Below are 19,211 nucleotides of genomic sequence, written 5' to 3' on the forward strand. Positions count from 1 at the left end.
GCTCCTATGCCCTCCCTTCCAAGCGATAGTTCAAACCTTCGCCGCGCAGGGTCACGTTGTAGTCTCTGGTCATCTCGTAAATCCGAGAGCCAATTGCATCATCGATATCCGATATCTCGTCAATGTCTCGCTCCGAGGAAACGAGCAGCGGCAGATTGTTCAAGTACCGGAAATTGACGATTGCGAATAGTTGCTCGAGCTGGAACGCTGTAGGAGTCGTTCGGCCTTTGAATAGGTCATCGATGTAGAGCACATCGACATGTTGCAGCTTCGTCACCTTCTCATCCAGCCTGTCCAGGTCATCCTTGATGTTGTTGAATCCTTCCACCCACGGGAAGTACATCACCGGGATTCGCTGCTTGATGAGGTTGTTTGCGATCGCCATCAGCAAATGTGTTTTTCCGCTGCCGACAGCCCCCAGAAGTGCGATGCTGTTTTGTCTTGTCTTCCGGATCTCGTGAAATGCCTTGTAATAATCCGTCGCTGCCACGTAAGCATCCAGTACCACTTGTGGCCGATCCAAATCAAAGTTTTTGAATCCCATATGCTGAAAGCCGGGAGTGATTTGGCTTGCGCGGAACAATCGCTCAATTTTCGCTTGCTCCTGGCACTCGCAAACCCGCCACACCTCATGGCCGTCAGATGACGTCGTCAGGAAGCCACCCTTGTCCATGCACTTGGAGCATGCGCTCGTTGTAGTTGTCCGGCTTGTTGAGGCGTCCTGCTTCGCCTTTTGTGATAGGTTTTGGAACATCTGTATGAGCTCTTCTGCGCTGATTGACTGCACCAGCGTCCCCCCCTCTAATTGGCGTTACCTTTGCCATTTTGGCTTGTTCATGATCGGCTTTCTTTTGGCGCATTTCCTCCAGAGTCTTAACATTCTCCTGCAGGCAGCGCCGAAGAACCCGGTCAATGTAAGCCCACGATCTCTTCTCATGGATGGCAGCCTCCTTTATGGCCTCGACGAGAATCGATTTAGGCTCTTCAAAATAGCCACCATCGAGCCAATCAATCATGTTGTCCTTGATTGTCTCCGTGAACTTACCGATTTCTTGCTGATAGATCAGAAATGGATCATCATCACTTCGCGCATGCGTAGCAGGTAGAAGATTAATTGGTTTAGTATTGTTTTGTTTAAATAATGCGGAAGCATTGCCGGAAACACTGTCGGAAGAACTGTCGGAAAGATTGTAGGAAAAACTGTCGGCATTTATTGCCGACAAACTGATCATTTTGTACATTGCTGATTTGTTGCCTTTACGCGACTGGAAGTCGATAAAACCTTTTTGTTTCAACTCATGCCTTGCGTTGGTGATGGTTCGCTCAGAGAGGCCGGTCTTAATGCTTAACACAGATACAGCTACAGCAAACGTATCTATCCATCCAGCTTTATTGTTTATGTGCATTAACGCATGCCATAAAGCAATTGCAGATGTCGATAGTGGGCTTGTTTCGAGCCGATCGTAGAAGGCATTAAGCTCACGTATGTAGTTCAACCATCATCACCTCCGCTTTTTTCGATTTTGTTTTGATTAAGACACTTTCCGTGTTTTCTCCATCAATGTGAGGAACGTCATTGGAACTTCCCATGGCTTTTTCCTCTTGGTTAGGCACTTTAACCTTGCCCATTGTTCCCCGTTGCGCCAGAAGGTTTTGGCAACCTCCCAGCGCATAAAACGAAACTCATAAACGTCTCCGACCATCGCGACCTCCTCATTGTTAAGAGGCTCTTAATTCAACGACCTTTACCTTGCCTGACTCTTTATGCTCCAAATGCCAAGCTGTTGGATGCTTCTTAATAATCAACCAGTTGTCCGGTTGCAATTTCGGTTCGAGTTGTTTCAACAGAATCTTTTCTTTCAGCTGCAAGCTACGCCGTTTCACAGTCCCACCTCCTCCACAGCAGGCATGAGACCCATTTCCCTAATGAACTGGCTGGGACCAGGTTGGAAGAACTTTTTGCCGTATAAAGCGATCTCACGTGGCCGGGTGAGAATGAGCCTTCTCTTTGCCCGCGTAACGGCCACATACATCAGGCGCCGTTCCTCCTCCATGTCGACTGTCCTCTTTGATGGAAATGTGCCCTGATTCATCCCGACCAGGATCACCGTGTCGAATTCAAGACCTTTGGAACCGTGGACGGTGAGGAGTTGAACCGCGTCCTCGTCTTTGCGGAAGTAATCCTGTATGTCTCGGATTCGCATCCATTTCAGAAAGGCTTCGATGTTATTCCGCTCACCGGCCGCCTCTTGCTGGAGGCACCAACGCTTCACGTATCGTAGAGCTGCCAGCATATCGTCGATACGGTTCTGCAGGCCCTTCTCTTCGTAATAGGCTTTTAATCCGATAGCATACCCAGCTTGTCTCATCGCCTCGTAAGCATCGATGTCAAAAAACTGGATCTCATCAAAGTTTCGTAATGTGTCAACGATTCTGGCGAAATCCTGCACCTTTGGGCTTCCTTCTGCCCGTAATACATCCAAGGGCCGCTCACTTGACCAGTTTGGTTTGGAGAGCAAGGTTGCCCTTTCAAGGTCCGTCATCCGGTTGGCAGGGAAGTTAATGCAGGACCAGAGCGCCTTTTCATCCTTTGGATTGACCACCAGGGACATGAAGCTGATTAGTTTTTTGATGTCCGTCCGTTTAAGCGGATCAGCGTGCTTGTTCACGACCACCGCTGCCATCTTTGCCTCGGCAAGCTTCTCCTTTATAATTTCAAGCTGTCCATTCGTCCGCGCCAGCACTGCGATATCCGAGAGCTTCCCTCCTTTCTGGACATGGAAGTAAGCTGTTGCCACCACATAATGGGCCTCTTCCTCCACCGTAAGCGGAGCTTCAACCAGCTCGATCGGTTGGCCGTCTCGTTCGTTCACAAGCCTTTTATCCGTTCGGTTCTCGTTATGTTTAATCAGAGTGTTGGCGGCTTCCACGATTGGAGCCGTTGATCGATAATTCCGTTCCAGCTTGATCACTTCACAATTGGGATACTGTTTTGGGAAGTCCAGGATGTTCTGCACATTCGCCCCGCGAAACCCGTAAATCGCTTGATAATCGTCCCCTACAACGAACAGATTCTCTGGAGCCATTGCCCGGATAATGTCCATCTGCACATTGTCGGTGTCCTGAAACTCGTCCACATATACGTACTTGTACTGATTTCGATAGTATGTAGCGATGTCGTCTTGTCTCATCAGTTCCAAGGTTTTGGTAAGCAAATCATCCAAGCTGATGGCATTGCTCTGTTTTAACCGAAAGAGATATTCCCGTGCTGCTTGCTCCGATTCGTAAGAGCGGAATTTCCCTTCTCCACCACGAACCAGCAGGGCAATATCGTCCAATACTTGCCGCACCTTCGCATCGTATCTGAACTCATCGAGGATGGCCGCAATGATGGCCTCTTGGTCCTCCTGGTCATAAATCGAGAAGTTGGGTTCCAGTCCAACCCGATGGCCCCATTCACGCAGCACGCTGACGCAGAAGGAGTGAAAGGTATTGCAGAATAGTTTCATTGCCTCTTCTTCACCGATGAGGTGAGCGATCCGCTCCTTCATTTCCAGTCCTGCCAGGCGAGTGAAGGTGAGTGCCAGCATATTGCTGGTCCCCACCCTCTTTTCCTCATACAGATAGGAAATGCGCGTCGTGAGCGTCTTTGTCTTACCAGTACCGGCACCAGCCAAACATAGAATGACCGGCTCCTTCGATGTGGCAGCGGCTGACTGTTCTTCGTTTAATCCCTGAAGAAGGTTAAGCGACATCTTCTGCTACCTCCTTCAAGCCGATGGGATGCACCGACCACCCGGCTGGGATAATATCATGGGGGTCAACCACGCCAGCAATCAGAATGTTGTCGAGTTTGTCAGAGAGCTTGTCCAAACCGTACAGGACGTTTCGCAGGTTCGTTTCATCGAGGTTCTCGATGTTATCCAACGCAAGCACCTTGATCGGAGGTTTCGCCCGATCCAACACAGCCACCAGGAAAGCGATCAGGAAGATCATCTGCTGACCAGTAGACAGCGCATCAAAGTTGCGACGCTGGCTGCTGTCCTCCCAGCCAAACTGGAAGATTTCCTGCCCTGTGTCCGATTCCGTTTGGAAGAAAACAGGGTAATTGATCCCCAACACTCGCAGATTGGCCTCAATATCTTCCCTCATGGGCTCCAGCATTGTCTTGACGATCTCTCCCTGAATCCCTTTTGCTCCAAGCGCTTGATCCAGCATTTTGAAAGCCTCTGATTTGAATTCCGCCTCTTTGTTCGCCAGCATGGAGGTGCGGAGAGTAGCCATCTGATTCCGTACCTTTTCTTGCTCCTCAACCTTTGCCTGCAGTTGAGTGATTTGGTCACGCAGACCGTTCCGACGGGTCCCCAACAAATCAAGGGGAGCAATGGCTTCGACTGGCTCATTTTGCAGCTTGTCCCGTTCTTCCTGGGCACGCTTCAGGTCATCAAGTCGCTTTTGCTCCGCGCCTAGTATGGCCGATTTCTGTGCCTGCAGGTTTTTGATTGATTTGGCTCGTTCCGCATTTTCCTGCTGATTTCGGTTTGTCTGCTGCATAATGACTGACAACCGTTGCTCAATCTCCATAATCCGTTCCTGCCGCTGTTGAATGGATTTCTCAGCGGTTTTCAAGTATTCGTGATGCCTGTTTATCGCTTCGTCTTTTTGTGCAATCTCCGAAGCAGCGTATTCGATATATGCTGAAAAATCCTTGTTGCAAGCGATCTGGCTCTGAATTACGCAGACCCCTTTTGTTTTGTTGATGGTATCCAATGTTTGCTGAATGGAGGCTTTTTCCGCGGTAAGGCGGGCAACGTCCTGATTCAATTGAGTGATTTCGTGTTGCTGAATATTGTTGACTTCTTTTTGCAGGTTGGCTCTTTCTATGGAAAGGGCATCGAATTCGGTAGTGTCGGCAACATGTATCATCTGAGCTTCCAACGCATCGATTTGCTGATCAATCCAGTCTGTAGATTCTGGCGTCTGAGAAGATAGGCGTTCAATCACCGTTGCCAGTTCTTGCAGTCTGGAGATCCTGCGATCAATGGCTTTTTTCTTCTCTGTATCCCTTGCCAACTGAGCTTCCACTTGTACCAGCTGTTCACGAATCTCGGCCAGCTCCTGCTTGTTTGCCTCAATGTTCCGATCCGTTTCCGCCATCTTATTTTTTTGCTCAGCCAGCTGCTTAATGGCGCCTTCTGCATTCTTGGCCTTCTCTTTCCACGTGGACCATTCTCGGGAGACATACCCGCGCATTGCGAGCAGCCCTTCATCGATCGACATGCCGTCCTTGTATTCGAACAAGACTGCGGCAATGGTCTCCGTTAATGCCTGATGCAGATCGGGAGAATTGACCTCAATCTCCATCGTCAGCAGCCGTTCCTCAAGATACTGGGCGACTCGTTCTTTGTTCCATCCCCCTTGGATGCCGGCGCTCAGGCCATAGATGAAATCACGGCGTTTGGAATCGGAAAGAGTGAGAAATTCGTTGAAATCCAACATCACCGGGAAGTTTCCTACCTCTGCGGCAACACGCGCCTTCCGGTCGGTTTCGGTCCGTTCCCCGCGTGCCGGAGAAACTGTAATTGATTCGGAGATGGTTACATTCGGTATGCCCTTTGTAAGCTTCGTGGTCCGTTCAAATGTGCGGGTGAACTTGAATCCCTCGAGCTCCAGCCCTACGCTCATCACGTTTTCATCAGAAGAGAATTTGTAATTGTCCAATGCTCTCTTTCCGTTCCCTGGCACATAACCGAGCATGGACATTTGCAACGCTTGGAGGCGGGTGGTCTTACCCGATCCGTTCCGGCCAATGAAGATGTCTTTTCCGGTCAGAGGCTGCTTGGCCGTCGTTCCTTTCAGATTCTGCATGGTGATCGCTTGGATTTTGCTCATCAGAACTTCACCTCGCCTTCACCAGCGGAAGCAGCGCGGCTGAACAGATCGCCCTGATGCCCAGAGGATACGGAAAACTCATCTTCTTCCTGATCGATGATCATATCTTCGGTAGTGGCTTCGGCAGTAGTTTCGATGATCTCAGCACGTTGGCCGTTCACCTTGATTTCTTCTCCGCGCTCAGCCTGGGTGGATATTTCCAAAAGCTGTTTACGGTCAAACTCGTTCACATAGCCGACCACGGTAACAGCTGCCACACGATTTTTTTCAGGGCCACTTACTTCCACGTATGGATAAGCCAATGCAGGATGCTTGGACATCACCAAGCGCTCGCAAATGGTTTGAGCATTCCGCTCAGCAAACTGCTTTTTATTGATGAAGGTATCTACTGCTTTGAGAATTTCTTTGTGGGTGAAATCCACGTATACACCAAGAGGGCCTTGGATTTTGTAGAATCCGCCACTTCTCTTTTCTTCTTCTGTCAGCATGGCCTCCATGCAAACCCGACCAGCGTCTTTGTTATATTTGACCTTGTTGGTCAGGTCTTGAATGAAATACATGTTCACATCGTAGAGAAGTGTTGCAGATGTAATCACGAGGTTCCCAATAGGGCTGAAGCCGATCGCAAGTTTTTTGACCCAGACCTTGCTGATCGTTCCACTCTCGGGATCAATGATCGGATAAGGATTGACCACCGTGTGCCCTTCAGGAAGCGTTAGTTTTTCGGGGGTTACAATGGAAAGGCCGGCAATCTGATTCAGTTTGTTAAACCCCTTTGCCGTTACCATCCCTTTGTCTTGAATCACTGCGATTTCGCCTTGCTTTTCGGAAAGGGCCATTCTTCCTTTTACGGAGCGAATTTGCCCTCCATCCGTTTTCTTGACAAAAACATTGCCATCACCGAGGCTTGTGATTACCGCCAGCTCATTACTCATTTACGTACCTCCCACTTGTTTTTTGGAGGCGAACACGCTAGGCTAGAAATAACCGAATTCTAACAGCGTTTCACCTAATGGCTCAGCGTTGCAGCGCTGGGTCTTTTATTTTTGCTGAGACAGGCATTTGTCGCACACTGCTTTTCCTACTGTTTGTCCAGGAACATCAACACTTGATAACACTGTCTGTTCTTTGCTTTTGCAATCAGCGCAACCGCCATGTTTTACTTCTGACATTTTCACTCCCCCCTTTCTTAGCCACGAGGTCGCCAGCAGCCCAACCTCTCTGCCAGCCGTCACAGCTCCGATGACTGCTCCCGTTGTGACCTCGCTTATGTATGACCAGTCTCATCAGGCAGGGAATGGTCATTCCCCTGCGACTGAGGCGGCAAGCCCCAGTTTCGACTCTTTAACCGGCGAGAAAATCCCGCTGACTTAATCCGTGGTACCCGAGAGGATTTTTCCGATATGCAGCGGAATCCTGATACATCTCACGAACCGTTTCCTCGGCTACGGTAAAAACGGAACGGTCCAGCTTTTCCCACACGTAATCGCGGATGTATTCGCGGCTGTAGACCTGATCGTGATATTCAAAGAGGTCTAACAATTCCTCTGTCTCTTGGGCAAAGAGATCGTCCTGTTGCAAATCAATCGTCCCATCCTCTTCAACGAACCGCTCAGGATTGCTGCTGTACACGTTTTCCAAGCGATCTCTGACCAGCTTTGCCATAATGCTTACCAGTTCCAGAATGTTGTCGCCTATGGACATGTCCAAATGGTTCACCTTGTTTTGCACATCGATTTGCTTCTTGGCCAGTTGCTCCAACTGCTGCTCCGTATCTTTTAAGGCTTGCTTTTCTTCATTGAGAAGCGCCGACAGGTTAGTGGTCTCCGTAATCAACGAGCGAGCTCTTGTGATGTTGCTCAGCGTGCTGCTTTTCATATGGGTTGCCCTCCCTTTAAGGAATGTGTTATTCTTCCGGTATCGAATATTTTCGTTAGGCCGTCTGTTGCGAGCAGGCGGTTTTTTCTTTGTCTTGGATTTGTTCGGTCAATTCCCGTGTTATTTGCTTATAGACTTCATGAGCAACTAAGTCTCCAGCCGTTTTAGCAATGATCATCATCCGTTGATAAAAGTGGAGCTGCATCCGCAGTGTTTGGATATTCACGCTGTTCCCTCCCTCTCTTCAACTTGTTTCCGAAATTCGTTCAACCGTTCAGCATACAGCTGATTTTGCCTTTCCCCCTCTTGTACAAAGAGAGCCATCTGCTTTGCGTCATATGGATAGGTTTGCTCCAACACTTCCAGCACCCGGCTATTCCAATCCTGAGCCTTCGTCATTTCACCCCACCTCCCCCGGTCACTATTTTTAGAAATCCTCGTTTGGCCAGTTTGGCTTTATGGTGTGTCCATTGATACACCCAGGAAAGCTTGACTTCCCTACAAATTACAGCGGCCATGTTGGTGGTTGAGGTGATCACGTCGAGGGTTTCCTGTATCAACTTCTCTAGCTGCTGACGTTCTTGCGTCGTAAGGCTCTTCGGCGGCTTAATTAAAATTGCTTGGGCCTTCTTGATCGCATCCAGGAGCTCTTCGACTTCCTCGACTGTCTTGGCAACGGCTGTGTGCCGGTTTAGATCTACGTTATCGCCGTCAAGGATCACCGGGCTTGTCCCTGCGGTAGATTCGTGAGCTGCAGCCATTGCCAGAAACGCGTTATCAGTAAGAAGAATCGATTTTGATTTCACATCCGGTGGAGCTACAGCTCGTCCATTTTTGTAAGCAGATACCGCTTCTCTGCTTACATGTGCTTCGAATCCAAATGTCATTTGCGTCATGTTAGCTTCCATTAGCGCATTTCCTAACTGGTGGCCGAATTCATTTGCGCTCATCCGTTCGTTCACTCCTTACCTTCGCTTTGTAGTTTTATGAGATACAATGAATTTGCTCATCTTCCAGACTCTCCCTCGGCTCCCACCGAGGGGGTTCCTTTAGAGGCGATCATGCGGATACCTCTTTCGGTGGGGTTTCTTGATCCAGCCAACGGAAGAAAGCATCCCTTGGTACACGGATCGATTTACCTACAACGATCTTTGGAAAAGTTGGGTTCTGAGCCAACTCATATGCACGGCGCAGGGCAATGTCCATTACGTTGGCTACATCACGCATTTTCATCATCAAGGGCAGTTGATCAACGTCCGTAATTCTTTGCTTTGTCATTACATTCACTCCCTAGGCTGGCTTTGAACTAGACATCTCTCTTATAACGGAATCCGTTAGTTCATCATCAAAAAAAACAGCTGGCTCAACACCTAATACGAATGCAATTACACCTAATCTCTCAACATCTAATCGAACATTACCAGAAGTAATATGTCTGTACCCTTGTAAGGAAAGATTAAGTTTTTGAGCTAAATGGGTTTTTGTAACACCTTTTGCTTTCCTAATACGTTCTACATTCAAATGTACCATTCAAGATCACCTCTTCTTTCAATTAACCAATTTCGTTAGTTTGATTATACTAACGGATTTCGTTAATGTCAACATGACTTTTCAATAATTTCTCATTTTTCGTTAGTTCACTACCGAATTACGTTAGTTGTTGATAATATTAATATATGGAGGTGATTTGTGCTGGAAACGGTCGGCCAGAGAATAAAGAGACTTAGAAAAACTAAGAACTGGACTCAAGAACAATTCGCTGTTCGAGTTAATGTTTCTTCACAAAAAGTCTCTAATTGGGAACGTGATTACACTCCTCCAAGTGTTGAAGATGTTGCTAAAATTGCGGAGATCTGTGATACAACCTCTGATTTCATACTAACAGGGCGCACTGAAGATCAATCTTCTACTGAAAAGAAAACCGCGAACGAGGGTACGAGTTCTTCAATATCTGAACTAGCTAAGACAATTAGTAGAGCTTTCCATGACTTTGACTCATTGCCGGATGACGAAAAGGAATTTTTGCTCGAGGAGCTACCTGAAACAGCAAAGTGGAAACTAGAAGAGTTTAGGAAGCACAAAGCGAGGGTTCTGGAGCAGAATAAAAAATCTGGAAAATAAATGACCCTGGACAAGCCAGGGTTTTTATTTCTACTATATAACCGAACGTACGTTTGCTTTTTTGAGGAGGTTATTATGTTTAACTTTTACGAACCAACAGTCTTGGAAGAATGGGTCGAGAATTTTTACATCGAGCATGACATCAGAACCCCCTTTGATTTAACCATTGATAACATTTCAGCAACTTTAGGAATTGGTGTTACATTCGCTCCAGGTATACATGACGAAGCAATATTTGACGAAGACTATACCCACGTGTTTATTAACTCACTCCACTCTCCGCAACGACAGTGGGAAATTTTCTGCCATGAGTTATGCCATTCACTTCGACATATCGGAAATCAATTGATGATGCCTAATACATTCCGCGAACTCCAAGAAACTCAGGCAAACAGTTTTCAGCTTTACGCTGCGCTCCCCTTCTTTATGATTAGGGAGATGAACTTACCTGCCACGCAAAACGAAATTATCGATCATCTCTCTAAAGAATTCGGAGTAACGCATCAATTGGCAAACAGGCGATGGGATCAAATACTTCGAAGAGTCACACGCGGCCGATCACATTATGAATTTGTTACCACACTTGCAAATCAGTATAAAAGAGCTGATCCAGCCAACTGGTCACATGAAACAAAAAAGCTTTTCCATCTGGCAATACAAAGAAAACTTCGAAAGGGAGAAGGAGTTGTATCTCGGTGAAAATCACGGTTTATTATGACTATCTAGAAGAAAAACTAGCACCTATCTGGTATGTCGTTGTTTTCCCTAAGGGGGAGCTTGATTGGTCAAAAAATACACTATACCTCCCTATTGAAGCCCCGTTTCAAAGACAAAATTCGGATGATTTTCATTCCGAGGCATTGAGTATTTCTGTTACACTTGGCGACTTAACTCTTAACCATGAAAAGCCAGGAAAGTTCGGTATTTTTCTTCCATTCTTACTACAAAGGGCTGCCGCAGCTAATGTAGACTTTAGAGACATCAAGCAATTAATCATACAAGTTTCCGACATAGAAGAAGTGTTATCGGCCAGAATATTTAGCAATTAAAACCAATTTCGTGATAAAATAACTGCAACCTCATCTGAAAGGACTTATTCGTTATGAAGGATTTACTTGACCAACATAAAATTCTAAAGATTTCATTGGTTGTAAGTATTGTAGTTTCAGTTATATTAATTTTAATACAGATAGTAAGTCTAATAGTTGGACATACCTTAACAAACTTAGAAGCAATGCTAATAAATATTCTTGTTTTTGTATTTTCGATTGTATTCTCTGGTATTTTTACCTATTTAGGCGCAAAATACAGTTTTAAACAAAGCCAAAAAGAATTTGCATCGAGTGCTTACCGTCGAATAAAAGAAATTGAAGCTGCATCCGATTCTCTAGCGGAAGAAATAATTAAAATAGACCAAGGTGAAGACTTAAACACTAACTCATTAAAAGTAATCAATTCTTTTTTAAACAGAGCAATTAGTTCATCAATCGAAGATTGGTATCAAATAATTGGAAAAGAAATTGAAACTATAAAGGACATTGAAGATAAGAATGCTCACGTGATGCAACTTGAAATAATGAAGGATTTAATATTGTCTGAAAAGGAATCGGAAGTATCAAAAATCAAGGAAATAAATACTGAAATAAATGCCCTTAAAACTGAAATTAAATCGTTGAAATCAGAATTACCTCAAAGTTTAAGAAGTAGTAATATACTTACCGATGAGCAAATTCAACGACTAAGGAAACGATTTTCTGGTCATTTTGCCTTCTCCCCAGAAATAGCCGAAAGAAATGAAAACGACTTTAGGTTAAGGCTACAACAAGATGAAATTGTTTTACAAATAGGTGTAACATCTTCATTTTTTGAGGAATTTGTAGGAATTAATCCACCTACATATGAACCTAACGAACTTTTAATAATTAAAAAAGATAAGCGATTTTATTACTTAGAAAACGATCGCGGACAAAAGACTCGTTTTATCAAAACTGGCATTGGAGCAAAATCCAGAAAGATTTTCGATGAGTTTTTAGAAGAGAACATGCTCGATCTAAATGACATTCATTTTAAGGTAGTTAACTGGTTACCAACCGAAATGACAGGAGAAGCAATACTTATCAAATCACCCATCCCATCTGTATCTAATGAGATTAATGCTAGTTAAGTCCATCTTGGACTTTTTCTTTTTACCACATTTAAGAACACATGTTTCTATTTAATTTACATTACTTTCTCGCTCCGTACCGTAACATTATTTTGATGTGGATTAATACGAGGAGGATGAACATATGAAAGGACATGTTAGAAAACGAGGTTCCAAGTGGTGTTTCGTGCTTGATCTTGGTAAAGATGAAACCACCGGTAAACGACAGCAGAAATGGTTCTCCGGTTTCGCAACTAAAAAAGAAGCTGAGAAGGCTATGGCTGAAAAGATAACTGAAATTAACCAGGGGACTTATATAGAGCCGTCTAAAGAAATGTTTTCTTCGTTTCTTACGTCCTGGTTAGATAACAAAAGGATGAGTGTGCGGAGTTCTACTTATCGCAACTACGAATGGCTCGTCAATATTCACATCCTCCCTCATCTTGGGAAATATGAATTATCAAAGTTGAATCCTATGCACATTGAAGCTTTTTATAGAATGCTTAAAAGAGACGATTCACCTCTATCGGATGAGGTCATAACTAAAATCCATACAATCATTAATGCTGTCCTGACACGCGCTCATGAACGAGGATTCGTTGCAAAAAATGTTGCTAAATTGGTTGATAAACCACGATTTAGTAAAAAGAAAATGGAAGTTTGGAGTGAAAAGGAAGTATTGCAGTTTTTGGATGTGGCAAGGGAGGATCGACTTTACATTGCTTTTTTCCTTGCAATTACCACCGGGATGAGACGCGGGGAAATTCTTGGCCTCCGGTGGAAAGATATTGATTTCGAAAATGGGGAGATATCGGTTCAGCAAACACTTTCAAATAAAGGTGATGAATTGCAGGAACCGAAAACAAAAAGCGCCCAAAGGTCAATAGCACTACCAGAACAAACAGTAGCTGAACTAAAAAAACATAAAAGGAGAATTGCTCAGGAAAAATTGATGGCACGATCGGTCTACCAAGACAACGATTTAGTTGTTTGTACATCAGTTGGGACGAAGGTTTTACCACGAAATTTGATTCGTACCTACTACCGCTTGTTGAAAAAGGCTGACGTTCCAAAAATACGGTTCCATGACCTTAGACATTCTCATGCTACTTTACTTCTTAAAAAAGGAGTTCATCCGAAGATTGCCCAGGAACGCCTCGGACATGCCAACATACGTATTACACTGGACACCTATTCTCATGTTCTTCCTAACATGCAAAGTGAAGCAGCCAAGCAATTTGGTGACTCACTTTTTAATAAGGATGAGGACAAAGAAAACGGCAAAAAAGCGCTTTAGTAAGGTAAAGGTTTGCAATTTGTTTGCAAACCTCTTTTTTTAATGCAAAAAGCGCGGCCTCTCATTTCGAGAAACCGCGCCGTTATCAGCTTTTTTATGGTGATCCGGACTGGGTTCGAACCAGCGACCCCCACCCTGTCAAGATGGTGCTCTCCCAACTGAGCTACCGGATCATGGGATATGTATGTGACCTTGTGAAACGTATGTACTCACTTAATGGTGGGCCCTGTAGGACTCGAACCTACGACCAATCGGTTATGAGCCGACCGCTCTGACCAACTGAGCTAAGGGCCCCAATCGCACCGGACGTCGATCACATTTATTACTATACAGCATCCTAAATTGGATTTCAAGAGGAAATGAATAATTTCTTGTAATTTTTTTCACTCTGACCAAAAGAACTTGAAAAACCCGCTTAAAACCTACTTTATGGCGTATTCACCACCTGTAAAACTCAAGCTGTCTCCCCTTTCTGCTGAAAAATAACCGATAAATTTTTCCTCGCCCTCCACTCCTCAACTTTTCCAAGTTGTTACTGACTGCCCCCCTTTTCTAAGTACACTCCTAAATCATTGCTACATCCATCAATTCTGGGGCTTGGGGAATGAAAAGTGGGGGTCGGGAGGGAGTGCCGTCGCCTTGCTCTTGTCCTTGCTCTTTATCCCTCTTCTTCCCCTACTCCAACACTTTAACTTCCCCCTCCCCCTACTCTCACCCCCGAACCCCAAAAAGCCATCCCCCCCGCCGCTCCTCTCCCCACCCTTCCTGCCACTCGCTCCTGCAAGCGGCAGCCCAAATGGGAACAGCACCAACGAAAAAATGGCTCTTGATTACTTTATACAATTTACTATTTTTGGATCTTCACTAGATTTTTACAACGCTCTATCTTTTTACCATCTACTACCTTTTCAAGACCGACAGGCTTTTCACAATCCCGCCAACAAAATTCCGCTTCCTTGTTCTTCCTTGCTTTCCCCCTACCTCCCTAATCCCTGCCCAAAACAACCACACAAAGATAGGTAGGTAACAATCCAAGCCACCTAAATCCTCTCAACCATCAAAACCGCCAACCTACGCAGCAACGCATTTACCCCGCCTGCTCGGTTCCCCCGGCCTTTTCCTCCACGCGCAGCTTGGCTTCCCCGCGCTTGAGGGCTTCGGCTTCCAAGCGGGCTTGTTCTGCTTCCTGTTCGTCCCGCATGCGGTGAGCCATGCGGCTGGAGGCGTTTGCGGCCACGGAGGCTACGAGGTCGTCGAGGAAGGTGTGGACGCGGCCCTCCTCCGATTTGGTGTCCAGTCTTTTGATGACGCCCACTTTATGTTTGTCCAAGTGACCAAAAGTGGTAACTGCGATGCTGCCGTATCCGAAGACGGAGCCTAGTGCCAATGTCTCGTCGCATCCGAACAGGCCTTCGTCCGTTGCGATGATCGATTGGAGCGGCTCGGACAACAGTCCTTTTTCCGCCAGCGTATCCAACTCAACGCCTACCAAAATGGCGTGCTGCATTTCCCTTTTTTCCAAGACGGCTTTTACGCTCTCGATGCACGGTTCTATCGTCAGGCCAGGGTGATAGGGAGCCTGCATGAGATAGACAATCTCAGCGATATCCTCCACCGTGACGCCACGTTCTGCCAGACGGTTGAGAGCAGCGTTTCTGACTTCGATGCTGTGTACTTGCTTCTTCATATAAGAGACAACCCCTTCCACAAATCGAGTGAAGTCGTTTCCTACCATAGTATCACATGGTGACAAAATTGCGACAATCTTTCGCCCAAATAATTGGTAATTCGCCCTTCCGCCGAGCCACAGCAAAATGCTTGAAGGGCAAACTAGCTCGCGACGATGCGCGGGAGCACACGAAAGCATTGGGCAGGTTATGTGCTCTCCTGTATAATAAATTTTGCGAAGAACACCCAGAAGGAGGACACTGCTGTGGCCCTTGAGGAAATCGTCTTGGACAGCCGGCTGCTCGGAACGCCGGAAAAATTGATTGTCTATACCCCGAAACGTTACTCGCCGCTTTACTCCTATCCGGTTCTTTACGTGCAGGATGGCGACGATTACTTGGCAATGGGCAGAATGGCGACCTTGCTGGATCAGATGATTGCGGACAAAGAAATCCCTGATCTGCTCGCCGTTTTTCTTCCCGTCGACAAAGCCAAACGCTTCGACCGCTACCATCCGGATGGGAAAGAGCATCTTGCCTATTCCCGTTTTCTCGCGGATGAAGTGGTCAGCTTCATTGATTCGCATTACTCCACGCATCCATTGGGCAACGGACGCACGTTGCTGGGTGAATCGCTTGGCGGCGTCGTTTCGCTGTTCACCGCGCTTGCTTACCCGCATACGTTTGGACAAGTTGCCAGCCAGTCAGGTGCTGTGGACGAGCAGTTGAACCGCCGGATCGCCCAAGCTGATCTCACCGTGTCCCAAACGTTCTACCTGGAGATTGGGACAGAAGAAACAGCCGTGAACTCTTCTCGCGGCGTCTTGAACCTGTACGCAGCCAACGAGGAGCTGCGGGCGATTTTGCAAACGAAAAAAGCCACCCTCTATTACGAAACATTCGAGGGTGACCATACATGGGGCCACTGGCAGAAAAATTTACCGCGCATGTTACGGACGCTTTACGGGTAAACTTACCGTGGCTGTTCTTCCTTAGGACCTTCATCTTTTAAAGGCGAGACGAGTGCTTCTTCGAACTCTCCTTTGCGGATCGCTGTCAAAATGGTGAAGGTCAGGACGGACAACAAAAGCAGGACGAGAAAAATGAATGTAATCATCATGGCCGTGTACATGCAGCGCGGCACCTCCTTGCACTACACAGTGTTTCCTGACGCGGCTGGAATATACGGATCGGCGCATAACATTACACAAATGAAGAATTTTCTGTTAAAATAGTTTCTTGTAGAGCATGATAGATAGTAAGGAGGAGTGGTTCTTATGTTGTACAGTATCGTAGTCTTTCCATCCAGCAAGGTGCAGGAAGTAGCCAACTCTTACCGGAAGCGTTATGACCCGGCATACGCATTGGTCCCTCCATATATCCGCTTGAAAGAAGCTTTTGACCTCGATGAAGCCAAGCTGCCAGAACTGGTGAGCCATCTGGAGCAGGTTGCCTTTTCTTCGGAGAGCTTTACAGCGCACTTCCATCGGGTATCTTCTTTCCATCCTACAACAAACGTGATCTACCTGGCTGTGCAAAACAAAGAGCCTTTTACCGCACTGCACGAGCAAATCGTGAACAAGTGTGTTTCGGAAAAGGAAACGTATGCGTACGTTCCGCATCTGACCATCGGGCGCGATCTGTCCGACGATGAGCTGCGTGATGTAACCGGACAATTGAGCATGGCCAAAATCGATTTGACCAGCGAGATCGATCGCTTCCACCTGATTTATCAACTGGAAGACGGAATCTGGAGCGTTTACCAGACATTCCTCTTGAACAAATAAAGCATTTCTCTTCCCCTCCTCGCGAGCCTGACTTGCCGGGAGGGATCTTTTTACTGCCACCAGAAAAGGACGTGTCCCCACAGTGAAACAACAATCTTATGCGATTCAAAAAGTAAGCTCGGAAAAAGAAATGCAAGATGCGCTCACGGTGCGCAAAGCAGTGTTCATCGACGAGCAACAGGTTCCTGCCGAGCTGGAAATCGATGAGCATGACGAGCAGGGCAGCGGCACGGTGCACTTCGTCGCTTACAACGAACAGGAACCAGTCGGAGCGAGCCGCTTGCGTCCGTACGCGCCTGGCGTTGGAAAAGTCGAGCGCGTCGCTGTGCTGCAAAGCGAACGCGGAACCGGACTTGGCCGCCAGATCATGCTCGTGATGGAAGACGCGGCAAAAGAACTCGGCTTCGACAGCCTCAAACTAAACGCCCAGACACACGCGCAGCGTTTTTACGAAAAGCTCGGTTACGAGCCGCACGGAGACGTTTTTGATGAAGCAGGCATTGAGCATATCGCGATGGTCAAAGCTTTGCGATAGATGCGTTGCCCCAGGCATCATAGACGTTCCTTGCGCTACATAAACCACTGGCAGGTCGCCTTCTTAGCAACCTGAGCTTTTCTTTTGCCCTCCCCTCTTTGTCAAAGCAGGCGGAGGGCGTTTTGCTCTTGACGACTTTTGCCATCTGAATTAGGATGGAAGCAAAACATACGCAACCGTATCTTTAGAGGTGAAGCATGCAATATACGCGAGAAGATTGGGTTCGCGCAGGGCTGAATACGTTGGCGGAGGCGGGAGTGGAAGCTGTGCGCGTGGAAGCCATTGCGCGGAAGTTGTCCATTAGCAAGGGGAGTTTCTACCACCATTTTGCCGACCGCCAAGATTTGCTGAACGCCATGATCGACTACTGGGAGCTGCACGCCACGGAGCGGATCATTTCTGCGCCGGAAGCCGAGCAGGCTACGTTGGAGCAGCTCTTGTCGTTCGTGTTTGCAACCGAGCGCAAGACGGAAGCAGCGATGTACGCCTGGGCCAAGCAAAACCCGGAGCTGGGCAAGCGCGTTGCCGGGATTGAAAAACGCAGAATCGGCTACGTAGCTGCCTTGTATGCCAAAAAAGGACTCTCCCCGGGCGAAGCAAATGCCCGCGCTCACCTCGCTTACCTCGTCTACATCGGTTGGCTGGTGCGCGGGGAGCTGGACGAGCCGTTTGACATCGCTGCGCCGTTGCAGCATTTTTTGAAATGGACAACGTGAAGCTTGCCTTGCTGTGGAGACTTCGTAGAGGTAGGGCTGTGCATGATGATGAGCCATATGGTCTCCATCCGGCAACATGAAAGCATTTCTTTCTGAGTGAGCTTCCTCATGCTGGGCACGATGATGTACCGTACAGCTCCATCTGACAACATGAAAGCATCCTTTCTTTCTGCGGAACTTCCTCGATCTAGGCACGATGATGACCATATGGCTCCATCTGACGACCTGAGAAAGTCCCTATCTGCGGCGAACTTCCTCATGCTGGGCACGGTGATGTACCGTACAGCTTCATCTGACACATGAAAGCCTCCTTTCTGCGGAACTTCCTCGATCTAGGCACGATGATGACCATATGACTCCATCTGACAACATGAAAACATCCTTGCTGCGCGAACTTCTTCATGCCGGGTACGATGATGTATCATATGGCTCTATCCGACGACCTGAGAACGTCCCTTTCTGCCCCCTCCCTGCACTGGGGGATTCTCGCGCCCGAAACATACGCTTGCGTATCTTTTGCAAAAAAACGCCCACGAAGCTTTAACCAAGGAGGCACTCGCATGACCACATTCGTCGTCTTATCTACTGCGACTATCCTGGCCGTTCTGTCATTGTTGCATGTGTACTGGGCATTCGGCGGCCGTTGGGGAAGCACTGCGGCCATCCCCGTTACTGCGCACGATTCCCGCCCGCTATTTCGTCCCGGAAAGATCGGGACGCTCATAGTCGCTGGCCTGCTGCTTTTCGCCGACTATTTGCTGCTCGCGCAAAGCGGTTATTTAGCGCCGCTGATGGCGCCCGCCTTGATTCAATGGGGCTGCATCTTCGGTACTGCCGTTTTTTTCTTGCGTGCTGTCGGCGACTTTCGTTACGTGGGCTTCTTTAAAAAAGTCCGGCACACCGTCTTCGGCCGCCAAGACACCAGATTGTTCACTCCGCTCTGCCTGTGGCTCGGAATGGCGTTTTTGCTGACGGTTCTGTAATCCGCCAGTCACGGTAGTTGCCGACATTTCCCAGGCACAAGGCAATATGTAATTTGCCAGACAAAAAAGCCCCTTCATCCGGTTCAGCCAATCGTCTGACGGATAAGGGGCTACTTTTCTACTTTTCTGTTCCAACAGGCAGGGGAGGCTACTGCGTTATTGCTTTTTGCTCCAACAGACAAGACAAGCCCC

General features: G+C 47.2%; 25 protein-coding genes and 2 tRNA genes. 10 read left to right on the forward strand and 17 right to left on the reverse strand.

Features of this window, described 5'->3' with window-relative positions:
• Positions 1–4: 4 nt before the first annotated feature.
• The 13 genes from NST23_RS18835 to NST23_RS18895 form a co-directional block, all read right to left on the reverse strand.
• Positions 5–754 (reverse strand): DnaA ATPase domain-containing protein, encoded by a 750-nt coding sequence (locus tag NST23_RS18835; RefSeq protein ID WP_340964349.1) that lies wholly within the window; start codon positions 752–754, stop codon positions 5–7.
• Positions 639–1,496: a DnaD domain protein gene (locus NST23_RS18840; RefSeq protein WP_340964351.1), complete on the reverse strand. Its 858-nt coding sequence runs from the start codon at positions 1,494–1,496 to the stop codon at positions 639–641. The genes NST23_RS18835 and NST23_RS18840 overlap by 116 nt, the downstream gene beginning before the upstream one ends.
• A gap of 223 nt (positions 1,497–1,719) precedes the next feature.
• The gene (locus NST23_RS18845; protein WP_340964352.1) at positions 1,720–1,884 is read right to left on the reverse strand and encodes a DUF6906 family protein; all 165 of its coding nucleotides are present in this window, start codon (positions 1,882–1,884) and stop codon (positions 1,720–1,722) included.
• Positions 1,881–3,755: an ATP-dependent helicase gene (locus tag NST23_RS18850; RefSeq protein WP_340964354.1), complete on the reverse strand. Its 1,875-nt coding sequence runs from the start codon at positions 3,753–3,755 to the stop codon at positions 1,881–1,883. The genes NST23_RS18845 and NST23_RS18850 overlap by 4 nt, the downstream gene beginning before the upstream one ends.
• Complete coding sequence (locus tag NST23_RS18855; protein ID WP_340964355.1) at positions 3,745–5,892, reverse strand: hypothetical protein; 2,148 nt, start codon at positions 5,890–5,892, stop codon at positions 3,745–3,747. The genes NST23_RS18850 and NST23_RS18855 overlap by 11 nt, the downstream gene beginning before the upstream one ends.
• Positions 5,892–6,827 carry a hypothetical protein gene (locus NST23_RS18860; protein ID WP_340964357.1) on the reverse strand — a complete coding sequence of 312 codons (936 nt, stop codon included), beginning with the start codon at positions 6,825–6,827 and terminating at the stop codon, positions 5,892–5,894. Before NST23_RS18860 ends, NST23_RS18855 begins: the two co-directional genes overlap by 1 nt.
• A 105-nt stretch (positions 6,828–6,932) precedes the next feature.
• Positions 6,933–7,064: a hypothetical protein gene (locus NST23_RS18865; protein WP_340964360.1), complete on the reverse strand. Its 132-nt coding sequence runs from the start codon at positions 7,062–7,064 to the stop codon at positions 6,933–6,935.
• A 172-nt stretch (positions 7,065–7,236) separates the two neighbouring features.
• Entirely contained in the window at positions 7,237–7,770 is a 534-nt protein-coding gene (locus NST23_RS18870) for a hypothetical protein (protein WP_340964363.1), read from the reverse strand.
• A 55-nt stretch (positions 7,771–7,825) separates the two neighbouring features.
• Entirely contained in the window at positions 7,826–7,996 is a 171-nt protein-coding gene (locus NST23_RS18875) for a hypothetical protein (protein WP_173597757.1), read from the reverse strand.
• Positions 7,993–8,169, reverse strand: coding sequence for a hypothetical protein (locus tag NST23_RS18880; protein WP_340964364.1), 177 nt, complete (start codon positions 8,167–8,169; stop codon positions 7,993–7,995). Before NST23_RS18880 ends, NST23_RS18875 begins: the two co-directional genes overlap by 4 nt.
• Positions 8,166–8,720 carry an XRE family transcriptional regulator gene (locus tag NST23_RS18885; RefSeq protein ID WP_340964366.1) on the reverse strand — a complete coding sequence of 185 codons (555 nt, stop codon included), beginning with the start codon at positions 8,718–8,720 and terminating at the stop codon, positions 8,166–8,168. Before NST23_RS18885 ends, NST23_RS18880 begins: the two co-directional genes overlap by 4 nt.
• Positions 8,721–8,829: 109 nt before the next feature.
• Positions 8,830–9,048, reverse strand: a complete 219-nt coding sequence (locus NST23_RS18890; protein ID WP_340964368.1) for a DNA-binding protein — start codon at positions 9,046–9,048, stop codon at positions 8,830–8,832.
• Positions 9,049–9,060: 12 nt separating this feature from the next.
• Complete coding sequence (locus NST23_RS18895) at positions 9,061–9,300, reverse strand: helix-turn-helix domain-containing protein (protein WP_340964370.1); 240 nt, start codon at positions 9,298–9,300, stop codon at positions 9,061–9,063.
• A gap of 159 nt (positions 9,301–9,459) precedes the next feature.
• Between NST23_RS18895 and NST23_RS18900 the strand changes: the two genes are divergently transcribed.
• The 5 genes from NST23_RS18900 to NST23_RS18920 all read left to right on the forward strand — a co-directional run bounded on the left by NST23_RS18900 (position 9,460) and on the right by NST23_RS18920 (position 13,331).
• Complete coding sequence (locus NST23_RS18900; protein WP_340964372.1) at positions 9,460–9,891, forward strand: helix-turn-helix domain-containing protein; 432 nt, start codon at positions 9,460–9,462, stop codon at positions 9,889–9,891.
• Positions 9,892–9,966: 75 nt separating this feature from the next.
• Complete coding sequence (locus NST23_RS18905; RefSeq protein ID WP_340964375.1) at positions 9,967–10,590, forward strand: ImmA/IrrE family metallo-endopeptidase; 624 nt, start codon at positions 9,967–9,969, stop codon at positions 10,588–10,590.
• Positions 10,587–10,940, forward strand: coding sequence for a hypothetical protein (locus NST23_RS18910; protein ID WP_340964377.1), 354 nt, complete (start codon positions 10,587–10,589; stop codon positions 10,938–10,940). The genes NST23_RS18905 and NST23_RS18910 overlap by 4 nt, the downstream gene beginning before the upstream one ends.
• A gap of 53 nt (positions 10,941–10,993) precedes the next feature.
• Positions 10,994–12,055, forward strand: a complete 1,062-nt coding sequence (locus NST23_RS18915; protein WP_340964380.1) for a hypothetical protein — start codon at positions 10,994–10,996, stop codon at positions 12,053–12,055.
• Between the two features lie 124 nt (positions 12,056–12,179).
• Complete coding sequence (locus NST23_RS18920) at positions 12,180–13,331, forward strand: site-specific integrase (protein WP_340964383.1); 1,152 nt, start codon at positions 12,180–12,182, stop codon at positions 13,329–13,331.
• A 97-nt stretch (positions 13,332–13,428) separates the two neighbouring features.
• Here NST23_RS18920 and NST23_RS18925 read toward each other — a convergent pair.
• The 3 genes from NST23_RS18925 to NST23_RS18935 all read right to left on the reverse strand — a co-directional run bounded on the left by NST23_RS18925 (position 13,429) and on the right by NST23_RS18935 (position 15,018).
• Positions 13,429–13,504, reverse strand: a tRNA-Val gene (locus NST23_RS18925).
• A 44-nt stretch (positions 13,505–13,548) separates the two neighbouring features.
• Positions 13,549–13,625: transfer RNA gene (locus NST23_RS18930), tRNA-Ile, on the reverse strand.
• A gap of 793 nt (positions 13,626–14,418) precedes the next feature.
• Positions 14,419–15,018, reverse strand: a complete 600-nt coding sequence (locus NST23_RS18935; RefSeq protein ID WP_122964839.1) for a phosphatidylglycerophosphatase A family protein — start codon at positions 15,016–15,018, stop codon at positions 14,419–14,421.
• Between the two features lie 246 nt (positions 15,019–15,264).
• Here NST23_RS18935 and NST23_RS18940 point away from each other — a divergent pair, with 246 nt between their 5' ends.
• Entirely contained in the window at positions 15,265–15,969 is a 705-nt protein-coding gene (locus tag NST23_RS18940) for an alpha/beta hydrolase (protein WP_173597768.1), read from the forward strand.
• A gap of 2 nt (positions 15,970–15,971) precedes the next feature.
• On the opposite strand, the gene NST23_RS18945 is transcribed toward NST23_RS18940, so the two are convergent.
• The gene (locus NST23_RS18945; protein WP_167470313.1) at positions 15,972–16,130 is read right to left on the reverse strand and encodes a hypothetical protein; all 159 of its coding nucleotides are present in this window, start codon (positions 16,128–16,130) and stop codon (positions 15,972–15,974) included.
• Positions 16,131–16,275: 145 nt separating this feature from the next.
• Here NST23_RS18945 and NST23_RS18950 point away from each other — a divergent pair, with 145 nt between their 5' ends.
• The 4 genes from NST23_RS18950 (at position 16,276) to NST23_RS18965 (ending at position 19,019) form a co-directional block, all read left to right on the forward strand.
• The gene (locus NST23_RS18950; protein WP_173597769.1) at positions 16,276–16,785 is read left to right on the forward strand and encodes a 2'-5' RNA ligase family protein; all 510 of its coding nucleotides are present in this window, start codon (positions 16,276–16,278) and stop codon (positions 16,783–16,785) included.
• Positions 16,786–16,867: 82 nt separating this feature from the next.
• Positions 16,868–17,320 carry a GNAT family N-acetyltransferase gene (locus NST23_RS18955; RefSeq protein WP_242775029.1) on the forward strand — a complete coding sequence of 151 codons (453 nt, stop codon included), beginning with the start codon at positions 16,868–16,870 and terminating at the stop codon, positions 17,318–17,320.
• A 197-nt stretch (positions 17,321–17,517) separates the two neighbouring features.
• Complete coding sequence (locus NST23_RS18960; protein WP_340964385.1) at positions 17,518–18,036, forward strand: TetR/AcrR family transcriptional regulator; 519 nt, start codon at positions 17,518–17,520, stop codon at positions 18,034–18,036.
• A 560-nt stretch (positions 18,037–18,596) separates the two neighbouring features.
• A complete protein-coding gene (locus NST23_RS18965; protein WP_340964387.1) occupies positions 18,597–19,019 on the forward strand; it encodes a DUF3995 domain-containing protein in 423 nt (140 codons plus the stop codon).
• Positions 19,020–19,211: the final 192 nt, after the last annotated feature.

Origin of the sequence: Brevibacillus sp. FSL K6-0770, from assembly GCF_038000275.1 — a bacterium.
Lineage (GTDB): Bacteria > Bacillota > Bacilli > Brevibacillales > Brevibacillaceae > Brevibacillus > Brevibacillus parabrevis.